Origin of the sequence: Rhodococcus sp. EPR-157, from assembly GCF_001647195.1 — a bacterium.
Lineage (GTDB): Bacteria > Actinomycetota > Actinomycetes > Mycobacteriales > Mycobacteriaceae > Rhodococcoides.
Genome location: NZ_LVCV01000447.1, coordinates 1 through 17356, shown reverse-complemented (window position 1 = coordinate 17356; position 17356 = coordinate 1). Strand labels below are relative to the sequence as shown.

General features: G+C 62.1%; 26 protein-coding genes, 4 tRNA genes and 1 pseudogene. 9 read left to right on the top strand and 22 right to left on the bottom strand.

Translation table 11 applies throughout. The features are described from left to right. The 15 genes from A2J03_RS31240 to A2J03_RS32100 all read right to left on the bottom strand — a co-directional run. Positions 1-334: hypothetical protein (locus A2J03_RS31240; RefSeq protein ID WP_068377859.1), on the bottom strand; the 334-nt coding region annotated here is incomplete at its 3' end. Next, positions 331-726 (bottom strand): AAA family ATPase, encoded by a 396-nt coding sequence (locus tag A2J03_RS20895; protein ID WP_068377857.1) that lies wholly within the window; start codon positions 724-726, stop codon positions 331-333. The genes A2J03_RS20895 and A2J03_RS31240, both read right to left, overlap by 4 nt. Then, complete coding sequence (locus A2J03_RS20890) at positions 723-1931, bottom strand: phage portal protein (RefSeq protein ID WP_068377850.1); 1209 nt, start codon at positions 1929-1931, stop codon at positions 723-725. The genes A2J03_RS20895 and A2J03_RS20890 overlap by 4 nt, the downstream gene beginning before the upstream one ends. A 33-nt stretch (positions 1932-1964) precedes the next feature. Beyond that, on the bottom strand, positions 1965-3518 hold the full coding sequence (locus A2J03_RS20885) for a terminase large subunit domain-containing protein (protein WP_068377848.1): 1554 nt from the start codon (positions 3516-3518) through the stop codon (positions 1965-1967). 1 nt (position 3519) lies between these two features. Continuing rightward, positions 3520-3786, bottom strand: coding sequence for a hypothetical protein (locus A2J03_RS20880; protein WP_156520491.1), 267 nt, complete (start codon positions 3784-3786; stop codon positions 3520-3522). Between the two features lie 437 nt (positions 3787-4223). Further along, complete coding sequence (locus A2J03_RS20875; protein WP_082897978.1) at positions 4224-4487, bottom strand: HNH endonuclease; 264 nt, start codon at positions 4485-4487, stop codon at positions 4224-4226. After that, positions 4480-4731, bottom strand: coding sequence for a WhiB family transcriptional regulator (locus A2J03_RS32105; protein WP_442971388.1), 252 nt, complete (start codon positions 4729-4731; stop codon positions 4480-4482). Before A2J03_RS32105 ends, A2J03_RS20875 begins: the two co-directional genes overlap by 8 nt. Next, complete coding sequence (locus tag A2J03_RS31235) at positions 4728-5030, bottom strand: hypothetical protein (RefSeq protein WP_068377842.1); 303 nt, start codon at positions 5028-5030, stop codon at positions 4728-4730. Before A2J03_RS31235 ends, A2J03_RS32105 begins: the two co-directional genes overlap by 4 nt. After that, positions 5030-5410, bottom strand: coding sequence for a hypothetical protein (locus A2J03_RS20865; protein WP_068377840.1), 381 nt, complete (start codon positions 5408-5410; stop codon positions 5030-5032). Before A2J03_RS20865 ends, A2J03_RS31235 begins: the two co-directional genes overlap by 1 nt. Positions 5411-6049: 639 nt before the next feature. After that, a complete protein-coding gene (locus A2J03_RS30650; RefSeq protein WP_156520490.1) occupies positions 6050-6220 on the bottom strand; it encodes a hypothetical protein in 171 nt (56 codons plus the stop codon). Beyond that, positions 6217-6411, bottom strand: coding sequence for a hypothetical protein (locus A2J03_RS20855; protein WP_068377836.1), 195 nt, complete (start codon positions 6409-6411; stop codon positions 6217-6219). The genes A2J03_RS30650 and A2J03_RS20855 overlap by 4 nt, the downstream gene beginning before the upstream one ends. Next, the gene (locus A2J03_RS30645) at positions 6408-6575 is read right to left on the bottom strand and encodes a hypothetical protein (RefSeq protein ID WP_156520489.1); all 168 of its coding nucleotides are present in this window, start codon (positions 6573-6575) and stop codon (positions 6408-6410) included. The genes A2J03_RS20855 and A2J03_RS30645 overlap by 4 nt, the downstream gene beginning before the upstream one ends. Then, positions 6575-6784, bottom strand: a complete 210-nt coding sequence (locus tag A2J03_RS20850; RefSeq protein ID WP_068377834.1) for a hypothetical protein — start codon at positions 6782-6784, stop codon at positions 6575-6577. The genes A2J03_RS30645 and A2J03_RS20850 overlap by 1 nt, the downstream gene beginning before the upstream one ends. Further along, positions 6777-6947, bottom strand: coding sequence for a DUF7433 family protein (locus A2J03_RS30640; protein ID WP_156520488.1), 171 nt, complete (start codon positions 6945-6947; stop codon positions 6777-6779). Before A2J03_RS30640 ends, A2J03_RS20850 begins: the two co-directional genes overlap by 8 nt. Beyond that, positions 6944-7129, bottom strand: coding sequence for a helix-turn-helix domain-containing protein (locus A2J03_RS32100; RefSeq protein ID WP_068377832.1), 186 nt, complete (start codon positions 7127-7129; stop codon positions 6944-6946). Before A2J03_RS32100 ends, A2J03_RS30640 begins: the two co-directional genes overlap by 4 nt. Positions 7130-7246: 117 nt before the next feature. On the opposite strand from A2J03_RS32100, the pseudogene A2J03_RS30090 reads away from it, so the two are divergent. After that, positions 7247-7480 (top strand): annotated as a pseudogene (locus A2J03_RS30090) (helix-turn-helix domain-containing protein); the annotation flags it as partial. Positions 7481-7514: 34 nt separating this feature from the next. On the opposite strand, the gene A2J03_RS20840 reads toward A2J03_RS30090, so the two are convergent. Both A2J03_RS20840 and A2J03_RS20835 read right to left on the bottom strand, forming a co-directional pair. Beyond that, positions 7515-7587, bottom strand: a tRNA-Lys gene (locus A2J03_RS20840). Positions 7588-7650: 63 nt separating this feature from the next. After that, positions 7651-8901 (bottom strand): lipase family protein, encoded by a 1251-nt coding sequence (locus tag A2J03_RS20835; protein ID WP_068377830.1) that lies wholly within the window; start codon positions 8899-8901, stop codon positions 7651-7653. A gap of 790 nt (positions 8902-9691) precedes the next feature. Between A2J03_RS20835 and A2J03_RS20830 the strand changes: the two genes are divergently transcribed. From A2J03_RS20830 to A2J03_RS20805, 6 genes are all read left to right on the top strand, one after another. After that, positions 9692-10360: a TetR/AcrR family transcriptional regulator gene (locus A2J03_RS20830; RefSeq protein ID WP_068377828.1), complete on the top strand. Its 669-nt coding sequence runs from the start codon at positions 9692-9694 to the stop codon at positions 10358-10360. Between the two features lie 111 nt (positions 10361-10471). Then, positions 10472-10544: transfer RNA gene (locus A2J03_RS20825), tRNA-Glu, on the top strand. 135 nt (positions 10545-10679) lie between these two features. Beyond that, positions 10680-10753 (top strand) — tRNA-Asp (locus tag A2J03_RS20820). A gap of 66 nt (positions 10754-10819) precedes the next feature. Further along, a tRNA-Phe gene (locus A2J03_RS20815) sits at positions 10820-10896 on the top strand. A gap of 122 nt (positions 10897-11018) precedes the next feature. Further along, positions 11019-11573 (top strand): DUF6584 family protein, encoded by a 555-nt coding sequence (locus A2J03_RS20810; protein ID WP_068377826.1) that lies wholly within the window; start codon positions 11019-11021, stop codon positions 11571-11573. Positions 11574-11695: 122 nt separating this feature from the next. Further along, the gene (locus A2J03_RS20805; protein WP_068377824.1) at positions 11696-11944 is read left to right on the top strand and encodes a hypothetical protein; all 249 of its coding nucleotides are present in this window, start codon (positions 11696-11698) and stop codon (positions 11942-11944) included. Between the two features lies 1 nt (position 11945). Here A2J03_RS20805 and A2J03_RS20800 read toward each other — a convergent pair whose 3' ends face one another. Next, the gene (locus tag A2J03_RS20800) at positions 11946-12533 is read right to left on the bottom strand and encodes a helix-turn-helix domain-containing protein (RefSeq protein WP_068377823.1); all 588 of its coding nucleotides are present in this window, start codon (positions 12531-12533) and stop codon (positions 11946-11948) included. Between the two features lie 194 nt (positions 12534-12727). On the opposite strand from A2J03_RS20800, the gene A2J03_RS20795 reads away from it, so the two are divergent. Next, complete coding sequence (locus tag A2J03_RS20795) at positions 12728-13741, top strand: hypothetical protein (RefSeq protein ID WP_442971389.1); 1014 nt, start codon at positions 12728-12730, stop codon at positions 13739-13741. On the opposite strand, the gene A2J03_RS20790 is transcribed toward A2J03_RS20795, so the two are convergent. Then, entirely contained in the window at positions 13734-14633 is a 900-nt protein-coding gene (locus tag A2J03_RS20790; RefSeq protein ID WP_068377819.1) for a pseudouridine synthase, read from the bottom strand. The genes A2J03_RS20795 and A2J03_RS20790 overlap by 8 nt on opposite strands. Before the next feature lie 70 nt (positions 14634-14703). On the opposite strand from A2J03_RS20790, the gene A2J03_RS20785 reads away from it, so the two are divergent. After that, positions 14704-15597 (top strand): oxidoreductase, encoded by an 894-nt coding sequence (locus A2J03_RS20785; protein WP_068377817.1) that lies wholly within the window; start codon positions 14704-14706, stop codon positions 15595-15597. 34 nt (positions 15598-15631) lie between these two features. Here A2J03_RS20785 and A2J03_RS20780 read toward each other — a convergent pair whose 3' ends face one another. From A2J03_RS20780 to A2J03_RS20770, 3 genes are all read right to left on the bottom strand, one after another. Next, positions 15632-16627, bottom strand: coding sequence for an NADP-dependent oxidoreductase (locus A2J03_RS20780; RefSeq protein WP_068377815.1), 996 nt, complete (start codon positions 16625-16627; stop codon positions 15632-15634). A gap of 15 nt (positions 16628-16642) precedes the next feature. Further along, the gene (locus A2J03_RS20775) at positions 16643-17065 is read right to left on the bottom strand and encodes an organic hydroperoxide resistance protein (RefSeq protein ID WP_068377809.1); all 423 of its coding nucleotides are present in this window, start codon (positions 17063-17065) and stop codon (positions 16643-16645) included. Next, positions 17062-17356: MarR family winged helix-turn-helix transcriptional regulator (locus tag A2J03_RS20770; RefSeq protein ID WP_156520487.1), on the bottom strand; the 295-nt coding region annotated here is incomplete at its 5' end. The genes A2J03_RS20770 and A2J03_RS20775, both read right to left, overlap by 4 nt.

Genomic DNA, 17356 nt, shown 5'->3' with positions numbered 1-17356 from the left:
CGGTGGTCTGGCCGTAGGGGACGGCTATACCGGAGATGATGCGGGCCTGTTCGTCCACGACGCCGATCGCGGCCGTGCGGATCTCGATCTCGTCCAGCACCGGTGCTGTGCGGGTCTCGATGGTTCGGGCGTCGATGACGGCCTGGCGCACAAAGCAGTCCTTCGCCTCCAGCAGCTTGCGGAGGCCGGCGGTCAGCTCGGGACCCGATTCGAGTCTGTTGACCATCAGCTCAGCCGTAGCGCTGAAGTGGCCCGATACCTTTGCCAGGTGAGGAGGCAGATGCTTGTACTCGAACAGGTCGAGGAGGTGCTGGACGATCGGGTGGTGGCTCATGCGGTCTTCCTCATTCGGTACCAGCGGCGGATTTGGTCGGCGGTCCAGTCGGGCCGGTTGTCTTCGGCTGCGCGTTGGAGGCAGTCGGCGAGGCCGGGGTCGAGTAGGACGATTTCGGCGCCGGCGCGGCGGTACTGCGCTTTCATCATGCGGGTCGGGTCGGTGTCGATGATCCACGCGTTTTCGACGCGGCCCATGAGTATCTGGGTGATGGCTGCGTGGCGTGCAGCGTGGACGACGCGGCGCATCGACAGTGGGGTGTCGTGGTGCGCGGTGGAGCCGAATGCTTTTGCGAGCGCGTCGAAATCGACAATGGTGTCGCCGGGTTCGGCGTGCTCTGCGATGTAGGTGGACTTGCCGGCGCACGGTGGCCCGACCAGGACGCGGATCATGCTGCGATCTCCTTGGGCTGGTCTAGGCGCTCGGACGCAACGACGGTCGGGGCCGGCTTCTTTTCACTGGCGGGCACTGGGTCGAGTCCGTCGCGGGCGCGCAGCTCGTCTGCCGTGCGCGTGCCGTTCTGGATGTTGGCGGTGTCGACCTCGGCGCGTGTCTTGCTGTCCATGCGCAGTAGGCCGGTCTCGTCCAGTTCGACCTTGTTGCCGCGCGGGATGACGTCGGTGAGTCCTCGCTCGACGGCGTTCATGTACTTCGCGAGGGTGGCGACCAGGTATTGCAGGGTGGACTGTTCGAGGTTCTGGTAGGTGCGGGACTCGGTGCCACCGGGGACGAGGAGGTCGAAAGCTGGTGTGCCACAGATTCGCACGATCCTTCGGTCGATGGCGTCCTGCACCTCGAGCATCTGCGCGTCGGCGGGCTTGAGCTGGATTGCGTCGTAGCTGAGGCCGGCGGCGAGGACGACGGATTGCCCGCGATGCGAGCGCAGGAAGTTGTTCCACCGGTCCTGGAGTTCGTCCTGTTCCGGTGCACTCAGGTGCAGGTCGGTGTTCAGCGTGCCGGACGGGACGTTGCTGGAGTCGAACCACTCAGCCTGGAATTCAGCCAGGGTCAGCGCGGCGCGCAGCTCGGTCTGTGCGAGCTGCCGTGGTCCGATGCCGCGTGGCTCGCCGGTGATCGAGGTGTGCTTCTTGTGGATGACGCGATTGCGGGGAATCTCGCGGCCCAGGTGCCCGTAGCGGACGCGGCCCCAGGTGCCATCCGGCAGGCGGTCTCGGACGATGGTCATCTCGTGCGGTGCGATCGGGACGAGATTGACCGTCTGCGGGTCACCGACGCGGAGCCAGATGAACTCGCCGTGCAGGAACAGATCGTTCACTGTCGACTGCACGAATTCCTCGTAGTCCATATCGAGGTTCGGCTTCGAGACGATGGTAGGGAAGTCTCGGGAATCGAGCGGGATGAGCCGCTGCCGCGCATCGCGCACGGTCGCCGGCATGGAAGACATCATCGTGTTCGTCTGGTCCATCGATCGGGAGAACGCCGACACCTTCAATGCCTCGCGCCATGTGACGCCGAGTTCCGTTCGGGGAGGAGGGATTACGCCAGATAGGGGCGAGTCACCGCCGACCGAACCAACCGAGCCGCTGCGGGTCTCGATCTGGTCGCCCAGTCCGAAGAATCTCTTGATTGCGTTCATTGCTGGGGAACGCTAATCCCATCGGTGTGATTCTCATGCGGTGGTTTTCGGAAAAATGTTCAGCGGAGACACGTACGGCTGCTGCTGTTCGGCCATGAAAACGCCCATGAGCGTGGCATACATCGCGTCGATGTCGCCCAAAGATTTATTCATATCGATGATCACACCCTGCCCCGCATTGACTGTCACAGTCTTGGTCAGCTGCGTTGCGAGTTCCTTCTGGCCGGCATGCTTGGCGCGGCCATCCTTGATCATCGAGTGCACCGCTGAGGTAGCGTTCGCGATGTTCCCTCGGGTCATGTATTCCGCCGGCAGGTGGTGCGTCTTGTCGAGCGCGAGGATGGTGGGCTTCATCGTCTCGGAGTCGGTGACGAACTTCTCGACCCGCACCTTACGGCTCAGTTGCACAAGCTTTTTCAGCAGCAGCTCGTCGTTGCCGAACGTGATCGTACCGATGAGCTGCGTGTACACAACGCCGTTGTACTTGGTCGAGGCGACGATCGAGACGTAGTTCCACGTCCGCCTGGATCGGGCGAACGAGATGATCAGCGGTTGCTTGCGGGCCGCTGTCGGTATCGGGCCGTACTCGCCGGCCAACCATGCCGGCATCGGCATCCAAATGTTCTCGACGGACACGAACTCGTTGCGGCGGTAGCGCCGGAACGACGCCTCCAGCATGTTCTTTCCACGCCGCACCTCGTCAGCGAGGTTGAGCCGGCCCGACGCGATCGCGGGATTCGCTTGGATGAGTGCCTGCGGATCGTAAAGCGGCAGGTTCGGATCGGCCTCCCACAGGAAGAATCCGAACCGTGGATCGTGGCCCTCCTCCTTCGCGGCGGCTGCGCGGCCGATGCGGTAGAGCAGCTTGAGCAGTGCCGAGTTGTCGTCGCCGGCGGTGGTGAAGCCGGCGACGAGAGCTTTCGGCTGTGCCGATGCACCGAGCGTGAGCGCGTCCCATGCCTCGGACTTGAGCAGGTGCAGCTCGTCCAGCAGCATCAGACAGCCAGAGAAGCCTTGCAGCCCGTCGCCGTCGCCGGCCGCTTTGACGACATAGGTCGCCGGCTTCTTGAGGTTCCGCGACTTGATACCGCTGCGGTCGGTGGTCTTGAACCGCTTCCGAAGCAGCGGAACGTTGTCCACGCAATACCGGACCTTCGCATACAGGTTCTTCGCCTGCTCCACGACGGCCGCGATCGAGATCACCTCGGGTGCGCGGGGGACCATCAGGATCAACCCGTAGAGCGCCATGACGGCACCGAGCACGGTCTTGCCGTTCTGCCGGCCCATCGAGACGACGACCTGCTGATAGACGAGCTTGCCGGCGAGCGAGGGGTCCGGGTAGTCCTCGGGGTACTTCTGCAGAATCTCGCGTATCAGCCACTTCTGCCAGGCATCCAGGCGCAGTTCGTCGCCGGCCGCGAAGCGGAACACTTTCTCCGAGAGCCGGATCAGCTTGTCGCCCTCGGAGTAGTCCGGGCACTCGATCGGCTGCGTGTAGACGCGAGGAAGCCACGGCGGTACCTCGTCTACCCAGTCCTCGCGGTACCCTTCCGGCAGGACGATCGTCGGCAGCGTCGAGCTGTCCATCTCAGATAGCGTCGATCTCTTTATCGAAGTCGTCGTCGTCCGACTCTTCCTCCGGGGGCTTGCATTTCCGCAGCTCGGAGAACAGCATCCGAAATTCCATCGTCAGGCCGGCCGGCAAAGCCTGCTTCGCCGCCACCTTCAGATCCAGGAGCCGAGCAATGTGCAGCAGAGACGCCAGATACGGGGCCTCCGAATCGCTCACCCACAGGTTCGACGCCAGGAAAGTCGTGATCGAATTCTCATACGACTCGTTCAGCACGTACCCCACCGAGACCACCTCCACTCGACCATGCATCATTCATGCACGGCCATCCATTCATGCATTCGCTATGCATGAATATGCATCGTCCATTCATCCCACTATGCGGAACTCGACCTCTGGAGGCCTTGGGGGGTGCAAGCGCGAGGAGCCCCTCGGTGTCAAACGACCCCTTTACAAAAACCGAACGCCTCGCCAGGCCCTCAGTGGACGCATGATCATGCAGTGCCATGCATGACAGTATGCATGGCCATTCATCACAATGCATGATCGGCACGTGGCTTCTCATCGCTTAGGCCATCGACGTGGTGCAGGATTCACTCGCATGCCCAAGCCCTCGCAGTCTGGGCACTGATGCAGCGGCACGGTAGTCACGTGCTTGCCCTTGCCTAGCACGCCCGCATCCATCAGGCCCTTGCCTCGGCACCACACGCACACTGTCTCGGTCATGCGGTAGCACCGAAGAAGTCAGCATCGAACCACGTCTTGCGGCCATCGGCTTCCACCTTGCCGCCCTTACTGCGGTTGCACGGCAGACACAGCAGCATCAGGTTGTCCTCATCGTGCACCTTCACGATGTGCCAGGGCACAACATGATCCACCTCGCACCGGTCATCGCTACCGCACTTCTGACACACATAGCCAGCACGCGCCTTCACACGCTTGACCATGTCCGGCGGTATCGGCGGACGCCTATCCTCACTAGCCATACAGAGCCACCTCGATCAGCAGCCGACGGGCTGCACTCGTGTTCTTGTTGTCATGGTCAGGTGGTATAGGCACACCAGCCCACACCATGCCGAGAGCGTGATGCTTCAACGCAGCACGAGCACACGCAGCCAACACAGGGCAATCCACGCACAGCAGCGCCGCTGCCTCACGCTTCGTACGCCACTGCCCACCAGGCACATTCGCATACTCGTACTCATCAGCACGCCCTCGGCAACGGCTCACAGCGAACCGCGCACCGGACGGTCGAACCACGTCGTATCGAGCCGGCACGCACCATCACACGCGCACTCGCGCAGCTCCGGGTCGTCCGCGTACACACAGCCACAGCCGCCCGAACACGGAATCAGATCCGACTCACGAATCGGCTCGGACACAGGCTCGCTATAGCTCCACGACATCGAAGACATCACATTGCCCTGCGCATCATCGACCTGCACCACGATCAGATTCCGCTCACCGTCATACGACATCGACCCGAACCGACCCGGCAGACCATCGAGCGGAAATAGTTGGCCCGCCATCAGATACGCCTCGGGCGAGCAGGCGTGACGTCTTGAGCGATCAGCCGGGCCACCTCGGCAGGACTGATGCTCGACGCGCCGACCGTGTCGAGGGTGATGCTTTGCGGCTTGCTAATTTCGCCGTTGTTCACCTCGACCGCGAGCATGTCCGCACCATCCTTGGCGACCACATCGAGCAAAGCCTCGGCAGCATCAGTCAACGACTTCCGGGCCGCAGTGATCGAACCGAGCGCAGACGTCACCGCCCACCTATGCGGGTCCGTCTCATCCAGTCGATCGAGCAGGTGCCGGCCGGCGCCCTCCAGTACCGTCGCCGGCCCGATCATGTCAGCCGCTTGGAACGCAGCAGCGTCCAACAACGTCGCGATGTCTTTCTCCATCAGAACAGCACTCCTTCAGTAGGTTCCGCCGTGGGTGGCGGCTTAGCGATGTGATCCGAACCGCACACCGTCAGTCCTCGCGAGTACCGCACCGCAGCCGCCAGATAAAGGCCGGCCTCGGGCAGCGTGAGAACTTCACAGCGGATCAGGGGTGTGCAGTACGTGCCAGCCAGAATCACCGTGTCTCGGGTATGGCCGGCAGTGGTCACCACGAACGATGCAGAAGCAGGGCGAGGGCCTGCATTGACCTCCAAAGCAAACCCGTGATCCTCGCAAACCTGTTGCACCGCAGAGACGATCGACGGTGCCCGACTGTAGAGACGTACAACGAGCTTGGGTGACATATCGATCCTCCCTATGAGTGGCGGGTCACCGAACCGAATCAACGGAATGGTGGCCTTGCTTGGGGACCTCCCAAGCGACCTCCCAAAATTCCGAACCCCGTTTGTCCGCACCAACGCCTATAGCCTCGCGTCCACATTGGGCCGCAAGGCATTTCAGGTATTACCCACGTCTCGATGATCAGTCGAGGGCAGGTCCAACCAGCTAGGTCCGGTCGGCTTCGTAAGGGTCCACATGCCTAGAGCGGTCGGTTAACGTCGGACTCACCAGATAGCGACGCACAGCAAGAGAGGACGGTCAGGCTTCGGCCTCACCGTCCTCGTCCAGCAGCATCGGCACTGCGAGGTGATTGATCACTGCACGGCAGTCCCGGCAGATGTTCGGGTTAGGGATGATCCGGTTCTGATCGAACGGGCGCTCGCACACGTCGCAGACGATGCGCTTGAGTCGGTCTCCGAAGTCCTTCATTCGAAGCCTGTCGCCGCGAGCTGCCAGTAGTTGGCTCGATCGAGTTCGTGAGCCTGTTCGGTCGTGTCACCTTCGGCGTACGCCAGCTCTGCGCGCCGATACGCGTCGAGAGTCAAGGCGATGCACTCGCGTGCCGTCAGACCGAGCACCTTGATGGCGTCCCGGTCCTGGGAGTCGAACGGCCAACTCACCAGCTACCGCCGGCAGCGAAGTACATGCGTCCGAGCACGTACACGGCAGCGAAGCCACACGCGAACGGCAGCACCCACGACACGAGGATCAGGGACGCCCAGCCGACGAGCTTCCGCACGGGCCACTGAGGGCGATCGGTTGGGGTCACGTAACGGCCGGCCATCAGACCACCTCCAAGGTGATCGACTCGGTGACGAACTCGGTGCCGTCGATCCGGTAGACGCCGGCCTCGTCGGTCGCCAGGTTCTCGACGCGGACCGTGCCGTCTATCCGGTTGATGTGGACGCTGTGCAAGCCGATCGCCGGGATGCCCAACGCAGCAAGCGCGTGGTGCACAGCGTCGGCAGAGACGAACTCAGGACGCTCAGCCATGAGACGCCTCGTACTTGTCCGCCAGGTCCCGAAGCACCAGGACCACCTGCTTGTCACTGAGCGTCGACGTCAGGCGCACCTTGCCCTCCATCGTCACGTGCACCAGCAACGCCGCCTCGTGGGAATCGACCACCTCGATATGCACATCGTCAGCGGCGCTCACGCGGACACCGCCGGCTTAGCGAGGGCATCGACATCGGCGGGGTCGTACAAGCGCGGGCCGGTAGTGCCAGGGGCTTTATGTACAGGTTCGAGTCGGCCATTTTTGGCCCAGCGGTGAAGGGTCGAACGGCCGATGTGCAGTCGCTCACAGACCTCGGCCGCGCCGATGAGTTCTGTTTCCATGACGGTGATGTTTGCTCAAATCGGAAAGAATCGCAACTATCACGCCGTGTCGCGCCTGTTGCCGCATGTCGGTAGGTGCGGTTAAGCTTGCCCAAACAGACCGAATGAAGGGTGTGGATGGAAGCCATGAGCGCTCAGACGTACGAACTGGCCGGCGAGATTCCCGACTGGCTACCGCACGATCGCCTGGAGAAGGCGCGGCGGCACCGTGGGTTGAATCAGGACGAGCTTGCCGAGCGACTGGGCATGAGCCGGAGGACCGTCAGCTCATACGAGGCTGGAGTACGCGAGCCGAAACGGCCGATCATCATCGCCTGGGCGATGGCCACGGGTGTGAATCTCCGCTGGCTGGAGACCGGAGAGGCCTCCGAGCCAGTGCCACCAGTGCCCCCAGTAGGACTCGAACCTACGACCTGCGGATTAAAAGTCCGTAGCTCTACCAACTGAGCTATAGGGGCGCGGATCGAAAGTGTAATGGGTCCACGTGCGCGCTGAGATACTCGCCCCTCCGGACCCCTCGGCTATCTGCCGAAACTGCTGCACCCGGCGGGTGCCGGTATTCCGGCGAGCCTGTCGTCGATCCACTGATGCGATCCGGGGAGCCCGGATATCGCAACGACCAGGTGCTCGCCCAAGTATTCCTCCAACCGCACCCGTGCGCCGTTGGCGCACCATTCGTCGTACAGGGTTTCGGCGCCTTGCTTCGGGATCCAGAATTCCTGCTGACCGTGGTAGATGAATACGGGCGTCGTCGGAGTCAAATCACCGCCCATACGAGTCTGGCGGATGATTTCCTCGGCGATCGGGGTCCGGTCGACGTTGGGAACGTCGGACAGTGCCTGCACCGGTATCGGCGCGACGAGGCCGCCCGGGGCGAGTAGGTAGACGCACATGTCCTTGGCTATCTGCGCAAGGCGCAGTCCGTTTGCATTCATCAACTGGAACATTTCCGGGTATTCGCGAGCTACACCCATCGCCGCAGCGAGAAACAGAGTCGAAGCAGCATTGCCGTTCATCGAACCGAGCAGAATTCGATAATCGATCGGTGCGCCGCCGAAGGCGGTTCCGACGAGATTGACTTCGGGTGCGTACACAGGCGCCAGTTGTGCGGCCCAGCCCGACGCGATCGCGCCTCCCGAGTATCCGGTCATGGCAATCGGGGATTCCGCAGGCAATCCGAGCGAGGGAAGATTGACCATCGCTCTGAGGGCATCCAGAACTGCATGCCCGGCCATGCGTCCAGCGGCGTACGCCTGGCGTGGCCCTTGATGATCGGTGACGACGACGGCATAGTTCTTGGCCAGAAAGAGTTGTACCGCAGCAATTTCCGGTGCAATTCCCCGTGGCAGCGTCCATGACGGTGCACATGTGTTGCCGAGCGAGTCGATGGCCATGTTGTAGGCCACGACTGGGCGCGCTCCCGGCCTTGTCCAGGGGGCGGTCGGCACGATCACAGTGGTCGCGGCCGCGACTGGCCGGTCCTTGGAGTCGGTAGTTCGGAAGAGGATCTGAGTGGATCGAACCGGCGTGATCAGTGGCCCGACCTCGACCGATCGAGTATTGAGAACTGTTCCCGGCGAACTATTTTCGAAACCGGGAGGGGGCACGAACCACGGTTCGCCGAGTGGCGTCGGTGCGGCAAGGGCGGGGTCCTGCGGAGGGTTCAGAAAATCGTCGATCGGATCCGCGCCGGCCGTCCATGGTCCGGCCAGCGCCATGACGCACGCGAGAACTGCTCCTGTGGAGCGGACGATGACTGTTCGAAGAGTCATGCTCTCACCTGAATTCGCTGTCGGCGTTGACCACGATGTGTTGCGAATCACACTATTGCGCGGGGCTCGCTGTTGGGGCGTTCCCTTGCGGGTCGAGGCGGAACTGTTATACGAACCCCTATTGAGAATTGCTCCGCCGCAGAGAAATCGACGGCAATGTAGTCGAATAGTCAATCGCTACAACAAATTACGAAATGGCAGCCTGGCGCTGTAAGTCGCTACCGGTGCGCTTCTATCATGCTGTTGCGCAATCGCTTTGAAATCTTCGTGAAATCGACCCGTTGTCCGCTGTTTGTCTTCGAAACCGGGCATCCGGCAATTCGGTCGCGGTGGGAGCGGGAAATCCAGGTCGCCGACGTCGACGGTTCGATATCGCCGCCCGTGACAAAACGGACACAATGCCGTCGGCCGAGTCGAAACCGACATTCGATGTGCGGATGTGGTCGAGATCTCGAGGGTGAGCAGTCGAATTCGTGCCTTACAATGTCCACTTGTTTGTAAGGCGAGCGAAGGCCGCTCGTGACTACGAAGCGGTGTCGCATTCGAGAGCAATCGATTCGACCGGCTTCATGGATTGAAAGCTCGAGTGCGCACCCCCTGCAGCGCACTCGAGCCGTTTGGATCGTACCACTCGGATTGTTTGCGGATTGCTGGAGATTTGTCCGAATTCCGGTTTCGACAGCATTTTCCGAGCAAGTGGTCGGTCTCGTGTACGTCGTTTGACGTACGCTCGGCAAGCGATATTGCCTGCTGATCGATGCAGGTCGCTTTGGTTGGAGGCACGGAAGCAATGGCACAACAGGAGCGCGCTCGGCGGACTCGAGCAGCAATAGTGGAGGCCGCAGCAGCGGAGTTCGCGCGTCGTGGGTACGCGGCCGCGTCGGTCAACACGATCCTCGAGGGCTCCAATGCCACCAAGGGTGCGATGTACTTCCATTTTCAATCGAAGGAAGACCTGGCGAGAGCAGTGCTGAGCGCCGCCTTGGAGAAGTACGTTGCAATTACCGAGAAATGGAAGTCGTCCACGCGGCATCCGTTCGACGTGATTCACGGGATTATCGACGACATAGCCCGGGGGTTTCAGGACGACGTCATCGTCCGAGCCGAGTTCCGGTTGATCGTCGAGCCGGAGTTCTACAGCGAGGTTCAGAATGGCGGTGGACGCGTCTGGGGTACGGCGGGTATCGAGCTCGCACGTCGTGCGCAGGACATGGGCGACCTCGACGCCGAGTTCGGTCCGGAGAAGTTCATGCGCGTGCTGGCGGCGTCCTTGGCCGGGCAGCGATACATGGCAGACCTCGTCTCGGACAGCAGTAACCTCCGCGCGCTGTTCGAAGAGTCCTTGGAAATAGTGCTCTACGCGATGGCAACGCCCCAGTGGCTTGATCACTGGCGCACCGAAGGATGGTGCGCCCTCGACGTCGAGGGGGCCGAAACTGCCTCTGACCTCACGGTTTGAGTTTTGCGCGAAAAGTGTCCTAAGCTATCCCAGCTCCCAACGGAACGCCGTTGAGGGTAACGGCGGAGCAGTTCGGTCTCGAAGGTGTGTGGGACCGGATCATTTCGTCGGGCCCCCTTCGTCTAGCGGCCTAGGACGCCGCCCTTTCAAGGCGGTAGCGCGGGTTCGAATCCCGTAGGGGGTACGTAGGAAAAGGTCGGATTGACAATCCGGCTGGCAGTACAGCAGTCTCTTGCAGGCCGCCGCGGTTCGAAGCAGGTTGATCGCCTGCTAGAGTATGCGACGGCAAGTCTCCTTCAAGGGAGATGTTTCACAGCAAGGCCCTGTGGCGCAGTTGGTTAGCGCGCCGCCCTGTCACGGCGGAGGTCGCGGGTTCGAGTCCCGTCAGGGTCGCAAAGTCGGTTCGAAAGTTCCGAGTTGCGTGTAGTTCACGAGATGGCATTGTCACCGGTGCCGCCCGGCCAGGTAGCTCAGTTGGTACGAGCGTCCGCCTGAAAAGCGGAAGGTCGCCGGTTCGATCCCGGCCCTGGCCACCACATCTTCGCCAATCCGATCCTCCTCGAGGGTCGGATTTTCGTTTTGGGAGTCGCCGGGCGTTCCTCTGCGATCCAGCACCGTCGACCGGATGATCCTGCCGCCCCGGCGTTAGGCTGATCGGGTGGACGTGATCGATCAGGCACAGCAGGACTTGGCTCGTGGGGACCACGGTGGTGCGAGGGACCGACTGTACGCAGCATTGCGTCGTGAGCCTGCGTCGCAACCGATACTCGAGTTGCTTGCCTACACATACCTCGTGATGGGCGACCGTGCCTCGGCAGGGGCAGCATGGTTCCTGACCGGCAAGTCCGACGACGACCCCACTGCGGCGTCGGCGTTCGCGGCATTGGAAGCACGCCATGGGTCCGCGATCGGCGTCGCGCGAGCGCTTCCGATCAACGCTCCGTCGGAGTACTACCCGACGCACGCCAGGAACCGCCTCGAACGCCTGACGACGGCGATTCGCATCAACGGTCAGGACTGGGTGCCTCCGCGGGACACCGTCTACTTCGACGAAACAGGAGTCGATTCCGACGACTTCCTCGACGAGGACTTTCCGGACGGGAGCTCTGGGCTCGGCGGACGCTCGGTGCACCAACGCGTCGTAGCGGCGCTCATCATCTTCGCGATCGCAGCAACTTCGGCTTCGGTCGTGTTGGCAATCATGTTCTCGTAGGAGACTGGTTAGCTTTTCAACCGCGAGCGTAAGGTTTCGACGGACAATATCCTGCTAGTGGCAAGGGCACCATCATCGACAACACCCGGCGTGACGACAGCTACGGCGACGACCTGTACGCAGTGAACCTCGCACAGGCACGGTTGTTCGCAGCTGGGTTGGTCGAGTACATAAAGACCTGCACGACATCGATCGAGATCGCGCAGGCCCGAGCATTCCGCGCACGCGCCGACAAGGCTGCCAAACGCGCGAAAGAGCTGGATTCGGAAGCGGCAGTGTTGCGCCGTGAGCTCTACGACATGTATCGCCAGATCGACAACATGACTGCTCGTTTCCCGGAACTACGCGGGGATCCTGTCTTTCGCACGTGACTCACGACTCGGCGGGCTTCGCACGGACGTGCATACGTTCACCCTGAGGGCCGAACAGGCTGAGGATCTCGACGGGCCGTTCGTCGACGGAGCCGAACCAATGTGGCACGCGGGTATCGAATTCGGCGGCCTCCCCGGGCTTCATGACGATGTCGTGTTCACCGAGCACGAGACGCAGCCTGCCGTTGAGGACGTACAGCCATTCGTAGCCCTCGTGGACACGCGGGTCCGGTTCGCGACGGCCTCCGTCGACGACGATCTTGTACGCCTGCATGCCGCCGGGTCGACGAGTGAGCGGGTGGATGATGACGTGATCGCGTCGAACCGGAGTCGACTTCACGCGGGGGTCCTCGACCGGCGGAGCGCTGATCAGTTCGTCGAGTGGAATCTGATGTGCGCGGGCGATGGGGAGCAGCAGCTCCAGGCTCGGCTTACGGTCACCGGACTCCAGTCGTGAGAGGGTGCTGAGCGAGATCCCGGTCGTCTCTGCCAGCGACGCCAGCGTCGTTCCGCGTTCGGTGCGCAGGCTGCGGAGTCTGGGACCGACGCCAGCGATGACGTCTTCGATGTCCGGGTCGGCGGTGCTCATGCCTACATTGCAGTTTCAGCAAAGAAGTTTGTCAAGCTGCTCGATCGCCGATCGAGTTCGGAAAAAGTTGCGTGCGCACCGTCGCTGACGCCCATACTTGAGCGGTGACCAGGGAACTTACCGCGACGCACGTTCCGGTTCGCCGCTCGCGTGTACTCCGGGACGCGTATGGCAGTACCAGTGCCGAAGCCTTCATGATCATCGCCGTCGCGACGATTCTCATCACTCGCTTGTATCTCGAACTCACCAATTACCCACAGGTGGGCGGCAAATCGCTGCACATCGCACATGCACTGTACGGCGGAGCGCTGATGATGCTGGCGCTACTGCTCGGATGGATGTTCCTCGGGTTCGGGGTGCGAGCGCTCGCCATCGTGCTCGGGGGCGTCGGCTTCGGGCTGTTTCTCGACGAGGTCGGCAAGTTCGTCACCAAGGACAACGATTACTTCTACGGTCCGTCGTCGGAGATCATGTACATCCTGGTGGTCGTCGTCCTCGTCGGCAATCGCATCGTCCGTGACGCGAGGCGGCCCTCGCACGAGGAAACTCTCGCGAATGCGGCTCATATTGCGGCGCAGGGCGTCACGCACGGGATTCCCGAGCATCGACGCGCCTGGGCGCTGAGGATGGTCGATCGTGCCGAAGCCGAGGGCGCCGAACCGGAGACCGTAGCGGGTCTGCGGTTGCTGCTCGAGAACTGCAGGACCGGCAGTTCACGACTGTACGACGCACAGAAGTTCGCTCCACGACTGATCCCCCGATTTTTCAAGAGTCCTCGATGGGTGCCGCTCGTGGCCTGGGCCATGACGCTCGCGGCTATCGTCGGCGTCGTGTTCGGCGTAGTGCAATTGGTGTTGGGCGACCTGCACGTCGATACCACCGACACCACCATCGATATCGACAAAATGGGAATCGCGAGCGGAATTCTGTTCGTATCTTCCTGTCTCACGCTGTCATTGGCACTTCCTTCGGTGATTCGACTTCGAAGCGGTAAGTTGTGGCCGCTGCGAATGCTACGAATCGCGGCGCTGATCTTCACACTGCTGAACGCATTGGTGGATTTCGCTCAGGAGGGTTTCGTCGCGCTGATCAATGTGGCAGTCGGATTGTTCACACTGGCAGTGCTGTCGCATCGCATAAATTGTCGTACTGTCGAGATCGCCGAGAACAATGCAGCGCACGGCGATGTGCTGTCCATGCCTAAATAGGGAGACGAAGCCTTCTGTTGCTCTCGAATCGACGTTGTTCTCCGCTGAACGGATCACGAAACTCGATCGATCGGGCCAGGAGCTGCAGCGGCGTCGAGTAGTCGTCATCCGCAACGTCGTAGAACTCCGGGTAGAAATTGTCGCCCAGAATGGGAATGCCGATCGAATTCATGTGTAGCCGAAGCTGGTGCGTGCGTCCGGTTCTCGGGTGCAGCGTGTACATGCCATGTCGGCCGTCGTGCTCGGACAGCTCCAGGAACGTCTCCGCATTGGGTTCGCCCGGTACTTCTTCGGCGCGAAGTACGCCCCGCTCCTTGATCATTCGACTGCGCAGCGTCACCGGCAGCGAGAGGCTCGGTTCGTAGCGCGCGACGGCGTCGTACACCTTGGTGACAGCCCGATCGGCGAAGAGTTCCTGATAGGCGCGGCGGACCTCGCGGCGCACCGTGAACATCAGGACACCAGCAGTGAGCCGGTCGAGGCGATGCACTGGACTGAGCTCGGGCAGATCCAGTTCCCGGCGAAGCACCACCAGAGCCGATCGTGCAATGTACTTCCCTCGCGGCATCGTGGCGAGAAAATGCGGTTTGTCGACGACCAACAGATTCTCGTCGCGATGAAGTACGGGGGTTGCGAACGGCACCACCGGCTCGATCGGAGGATCACGATAAAGATAGATGTCGGCTCGCGGAACGATCGGCGACTCCGCTACCAGCGGAGTTCCCGACGCGTCGACAATTTCCCCCAGGTCCATCTTCTCGCGCAGCCGAGTGGAATCCTGCGGAAATCTGTCGACGAGGTAGCCCAGAATCGTCCCGAATTGTGACGCGTCGGGCAGGCGTACGCGGGTGGGTCCGAGGCCGTCGCGGATGGGAAGGGGAGCGCGGACCATGACCCTCACTCTAGCGATGCGTCGGCAGGTGCTCGGGGCCTGTTGACGCCGGAAGCGATAGGCTTCCAGCATGACACCGGATCGCCGTTGGACCGCGAAAGACATCGGCGATCTGACGGGTCGAAAATTCATCGTCACCGGCGCCAACAGTGGACTCGGTGAGGTGACTGCCAGGGCGCTCGGGGCCGCAGGGGCAGATGTCCTGTTGGCCTGTCGGGATACGGCCAAGGGCGATGCGGTGGCTCGCAGCATCGGACTCAGGGCGCACGTACGACAGCTGGATCTGGCGGATCTGGAATCGGTTCGATCGTTCGCGAGCACCGTGGATTCGGTCGACGTGTTGATCAACAATGCCGGCGTCATGGCTGTGCCGTTTCGACGCACGGTCGACGGATTCGAGATGCAGTTCGGTACCAACCATCTTGGTCATTTCGCGCTGACGGGTCTACTGGCGAGCAAGATCACCGATCGCGTCGTGACACTGTCCAGTGGATTGCACCAGATCGGGCGTATTCACCTCGACGATCCGAACTACGAGCGTCGGCCTTATCGCCGCTGGCCGGCGTACGGGCAGTCCAAGCTGGCCAATCTGATGTTTGCTCTCGAGCTCGATCGTCGACTGGCTGCAGCGGGTTCGGAGTTGAAATCGGTTGCAGCGCATCCTGGGTATGCTCGAACGAACCTCCAGGGGCGTACCGAGTCGTTCCAGGACACCATGATGGCCATAGGCGGAAAAGTGCTCGCGCAGAGCGCCGAGATGGGCGCGTTGCCCGAGTTGTACGCAGCGACCTCGCCCGACGTGACGAGTGGTCTGTACATCGGCCCGGACGGGCGATCCGAGCTGAGCGGCTATCCCACCATCGTCGGGCCGAGTTCCCGTGCGCGCGACCGCGCGGTCGCGTCGGCGCTGTGGAGCAAGTCCGAGGAGCTCACCGGCGTGCGCTTCGCTCTCGCGAGTGGGTAGTGACGTCACTACCCACTCACGAATAGGTCACGGGTCAGATCGAGACGACCATTTTTCCGGTGTTCTCGCCGCGAAGTAGACCGATGAAGGCCCTGGGAGCGTTCTCGAGACCGTCGACGACGGTCTCGTCCCACTCGACGGCGCCGTCGGCAAGCCACTGGGCCATTTTCTCGGAGAACTCACCCGCAAGGTGGCTGTAGGACCCGACGATGAAGCCCTTCAGCGTCAACTCCTTGCCGATGGCCAAGGCCAGATTGCGCGGAGCAGGGGTCGGTTCGGTGGCGTTGTACTGAGAGATTGCGCCGCACAGTGCAAATCGTGCGTACTTGTTCGCCGACGCGATCGCAGCTTCGAGGTGTTCACCGCCCACATTGTCGAAGTAGACGTCGATTCCGTCGGGGGCCGCTTGTGCCAGTTGCGCTTTCACCGATCCGTCGTGGTAGTCGAACGCCGCGTCGAAACCGAGCTCGAGCAAACGTGCCACTTTGGCGGGCGAGCCGGCGCTGCCGATGACGCGTTCCGCGCCGAGCGCCTTGGCGATCTGGCCGACGAGCGATCCGACTGCTCCAGCTGCGCCGGACACGAAGACGGTGTCGCCCGGCTTGAACTGCGCGACGGCGGTGAGCCCGGAATAGGCGGTGAGTCCGGTCATTCCGAGAGCGCCGAGATACGACGACGCCTTCGCGCGAGTCAGATCCACCTTTCGCGCGCCGTTTCCGTCGACGACGGCGATGTCGCGCCAACCCTGGCCGTGGCTGACGGCGTCGCCGACCGAGAACGCATCGTTGCGAGTCTCGATGACCTCTCCGACGGCCCCTCCGTCGAGCGGCGCGTCGAGCGCGAACGGGGGAACGTAGGACTTGACGTCGTTCATGCGGCCACGCATGTAGGGATCGACGGACATGACGATGTTCCGTACCAGAATCTGGCCGTCCTTCAAGGATGGCAGTTCGGTGACGACGGCGCGGAAATTGTCCGGTACCGGTTCGCCGCTGGGGCGAGATGCGAGGTGGATTTCCTTGGCTTGCACAGTAATAACCTTCTTCTAGTCGTCGGTGACGGTGACGGTGACGTCGATGTTGCCGCGAGTGGCGTTGGAATACGGGCACACCTGGTGCGCTTTGTCGGCAAGTGCCTGCGCCTCGTCGTGGGTGAGATTGGGTAGCGTCACTTCGAGGGTGACCTCGAGCTGGAAACCGCCGGCATCGTTGGGGCCGATGCCGACACGTGCGCCGACTGCGGAATCGGTGATGTCGGCTTTCGCCTGACGCGCGACGAGCTGCAGTGCCGAATGGAAGCACGCTGCATAGCCTGCGGCGAAGAGCTGCTCGGGATTGGTGCCTTGGCCGCTGCCGCCCATTGCCTCGGGGATCGCGAGGTCGAGATCGAGTCGTCCGTCGGAGGTCCGTGCGTGACCGTTGCGGCCTTCGCCGGTAGCCAATGCTTCGGCAGTGTAGATGGTCTTCATGTGAGTGATTGCCCTTCTGTGTCGTGAAGTGCGCTGGTCAGCTTGACCAGCGAGTCTCGGAGATGTTCCAGGTCTTCGACCGTCATCCCGGTCTTGTGAGCGAGCTGTCTGGGGATATCGAGTGCCTCGGTCCGCAGTGCGCTTCCGGAGTCGGTCAGGTGAATTTCGACCCGGCGTTCGTCCGATGTGAGGCGACGTCGCTCGATGAATCCGAGTCCTTCGAGTCGCTTGAGCAGCGGTGACAAGGTGCCGGTGTCGAGTTCGAGTTCGGTGCAGATCTCGCGGACACCG

Coding starts and splice junctions, on each gene's coding strand:
- A2J03_RS20895 (WP_068377857.1), bottom strand. CDS start 726: ATGATCCGCGTCCTGGTCGGGCCACCGTGCGCCGGCAAGTCCACCTAC.
- A2J03_RS20890 (WP_068377850.1), bottom strand. CDS start 1,931: ATGAACGCAATCAAGAGATTCTTCGGACTGGGCGACCAGATCGAGACC.
- A2J03_RS20885 (WP_068377848.1), bottom strand. CDS start 3,518: ATGGACAGCTCGACGCTGCCGACGATCGTCCTGCCGGAAGGGTACCGC.
- A2J03_RS20875 (WP_082897978.1), bottom strand. CDS start 4,487: ATGGCTAGTGAGGATAGGCGTCCGCCGATACCGCCGGACATGGTCAAG.
- A2J03_RS31235 (WP_068377842.1), bottom strand. CDS start 5,030: ATGGCGGGCCAACTATTTCCGCTCGATGGTCTGCCGGGTCGGTTCGGG.
- A2J03_RS20865 (WP_068377840.1), bottom strand. CDS start 5,410: ATGGAGAAAGACATCGCGACGTTGTTGGACGCTGCTGCGTTCCAAGCG.
- A2J03_RS30650 (WP_156520490.1), bottom strand. CDS start 6,220: ATGAAGGACTTCGGAGACCGACTCAAGCGCATCGTCTGCGACGTGTGC.
- A2J03_RS30645 (WP_156520489.1), bottom strand. CDS start 6,575: ATGGCCGGCCGTTACGTGACCCCAACCGATCGCCCTCAGTGGCCCGTG.
- A2J03_RS20850 (WP_068377834.1), bottom strand. CDS start 6,784: ATGGCTGAGCGTCCTGAGTTCGTCTCTGCCGACGCTGTGCACCACGCG.
- A2J03_RS32100 (WP_068377832.1), bottom strand. CDS start 7,129: ATGGAAACAGAACTCATCGGCGCGGCCGAGGTCTGTGAGCGACTGCAC.
- A2J03_RS20835 (WP_068377830.1), bottom strand. CDS start 8,901: ATGACTCTTCGAACAGTCATCGTCCGCTCCACAGGAGCAGTTCTCGCG.
- A2J03_RS20830 (WP_068377828.1), top strand. CDS start 9,692: ATGGCACAACAGGAGCGCGCTCGGCGGACTCGAGCAGCAATAGTGGAG.
- A2J03_RS20800 (WP_068377823.1), bottom strand. CDS start 12,533: ATGAGCACCGCCGACCCGGACATCGAAGACGTCATCGCTGGCGTCGGT.
- A2J03_RS20795 (WP_442971389.1), top strand. CDS start 12,728: ATGATCATCGCCGTCGCGACGATTCTCATCACTCGCTTGTATCTCGAA.
- A2J03_RS20790 (WP_068377819.1), bottom strand. CDS start 14,633: ATGGTCCGCGCTCCCCTTCCCATCCGCGACGGCCTCGGACCCACCCGC.
- A2J03_RS20785 (WP_068377817.1), top strand. CDS start 14,704: ATGACACCGGATCGCCGTTGGACCGCGAAAGACATCGGCGATCTGACG.
- A2J03_RS20775 (WP_068377809.1), bottom strand. CDS start 17,065: ATGAAGACCATCTACACTGCCGAAGCATTGGCTACCGGCGAAGGCCGC.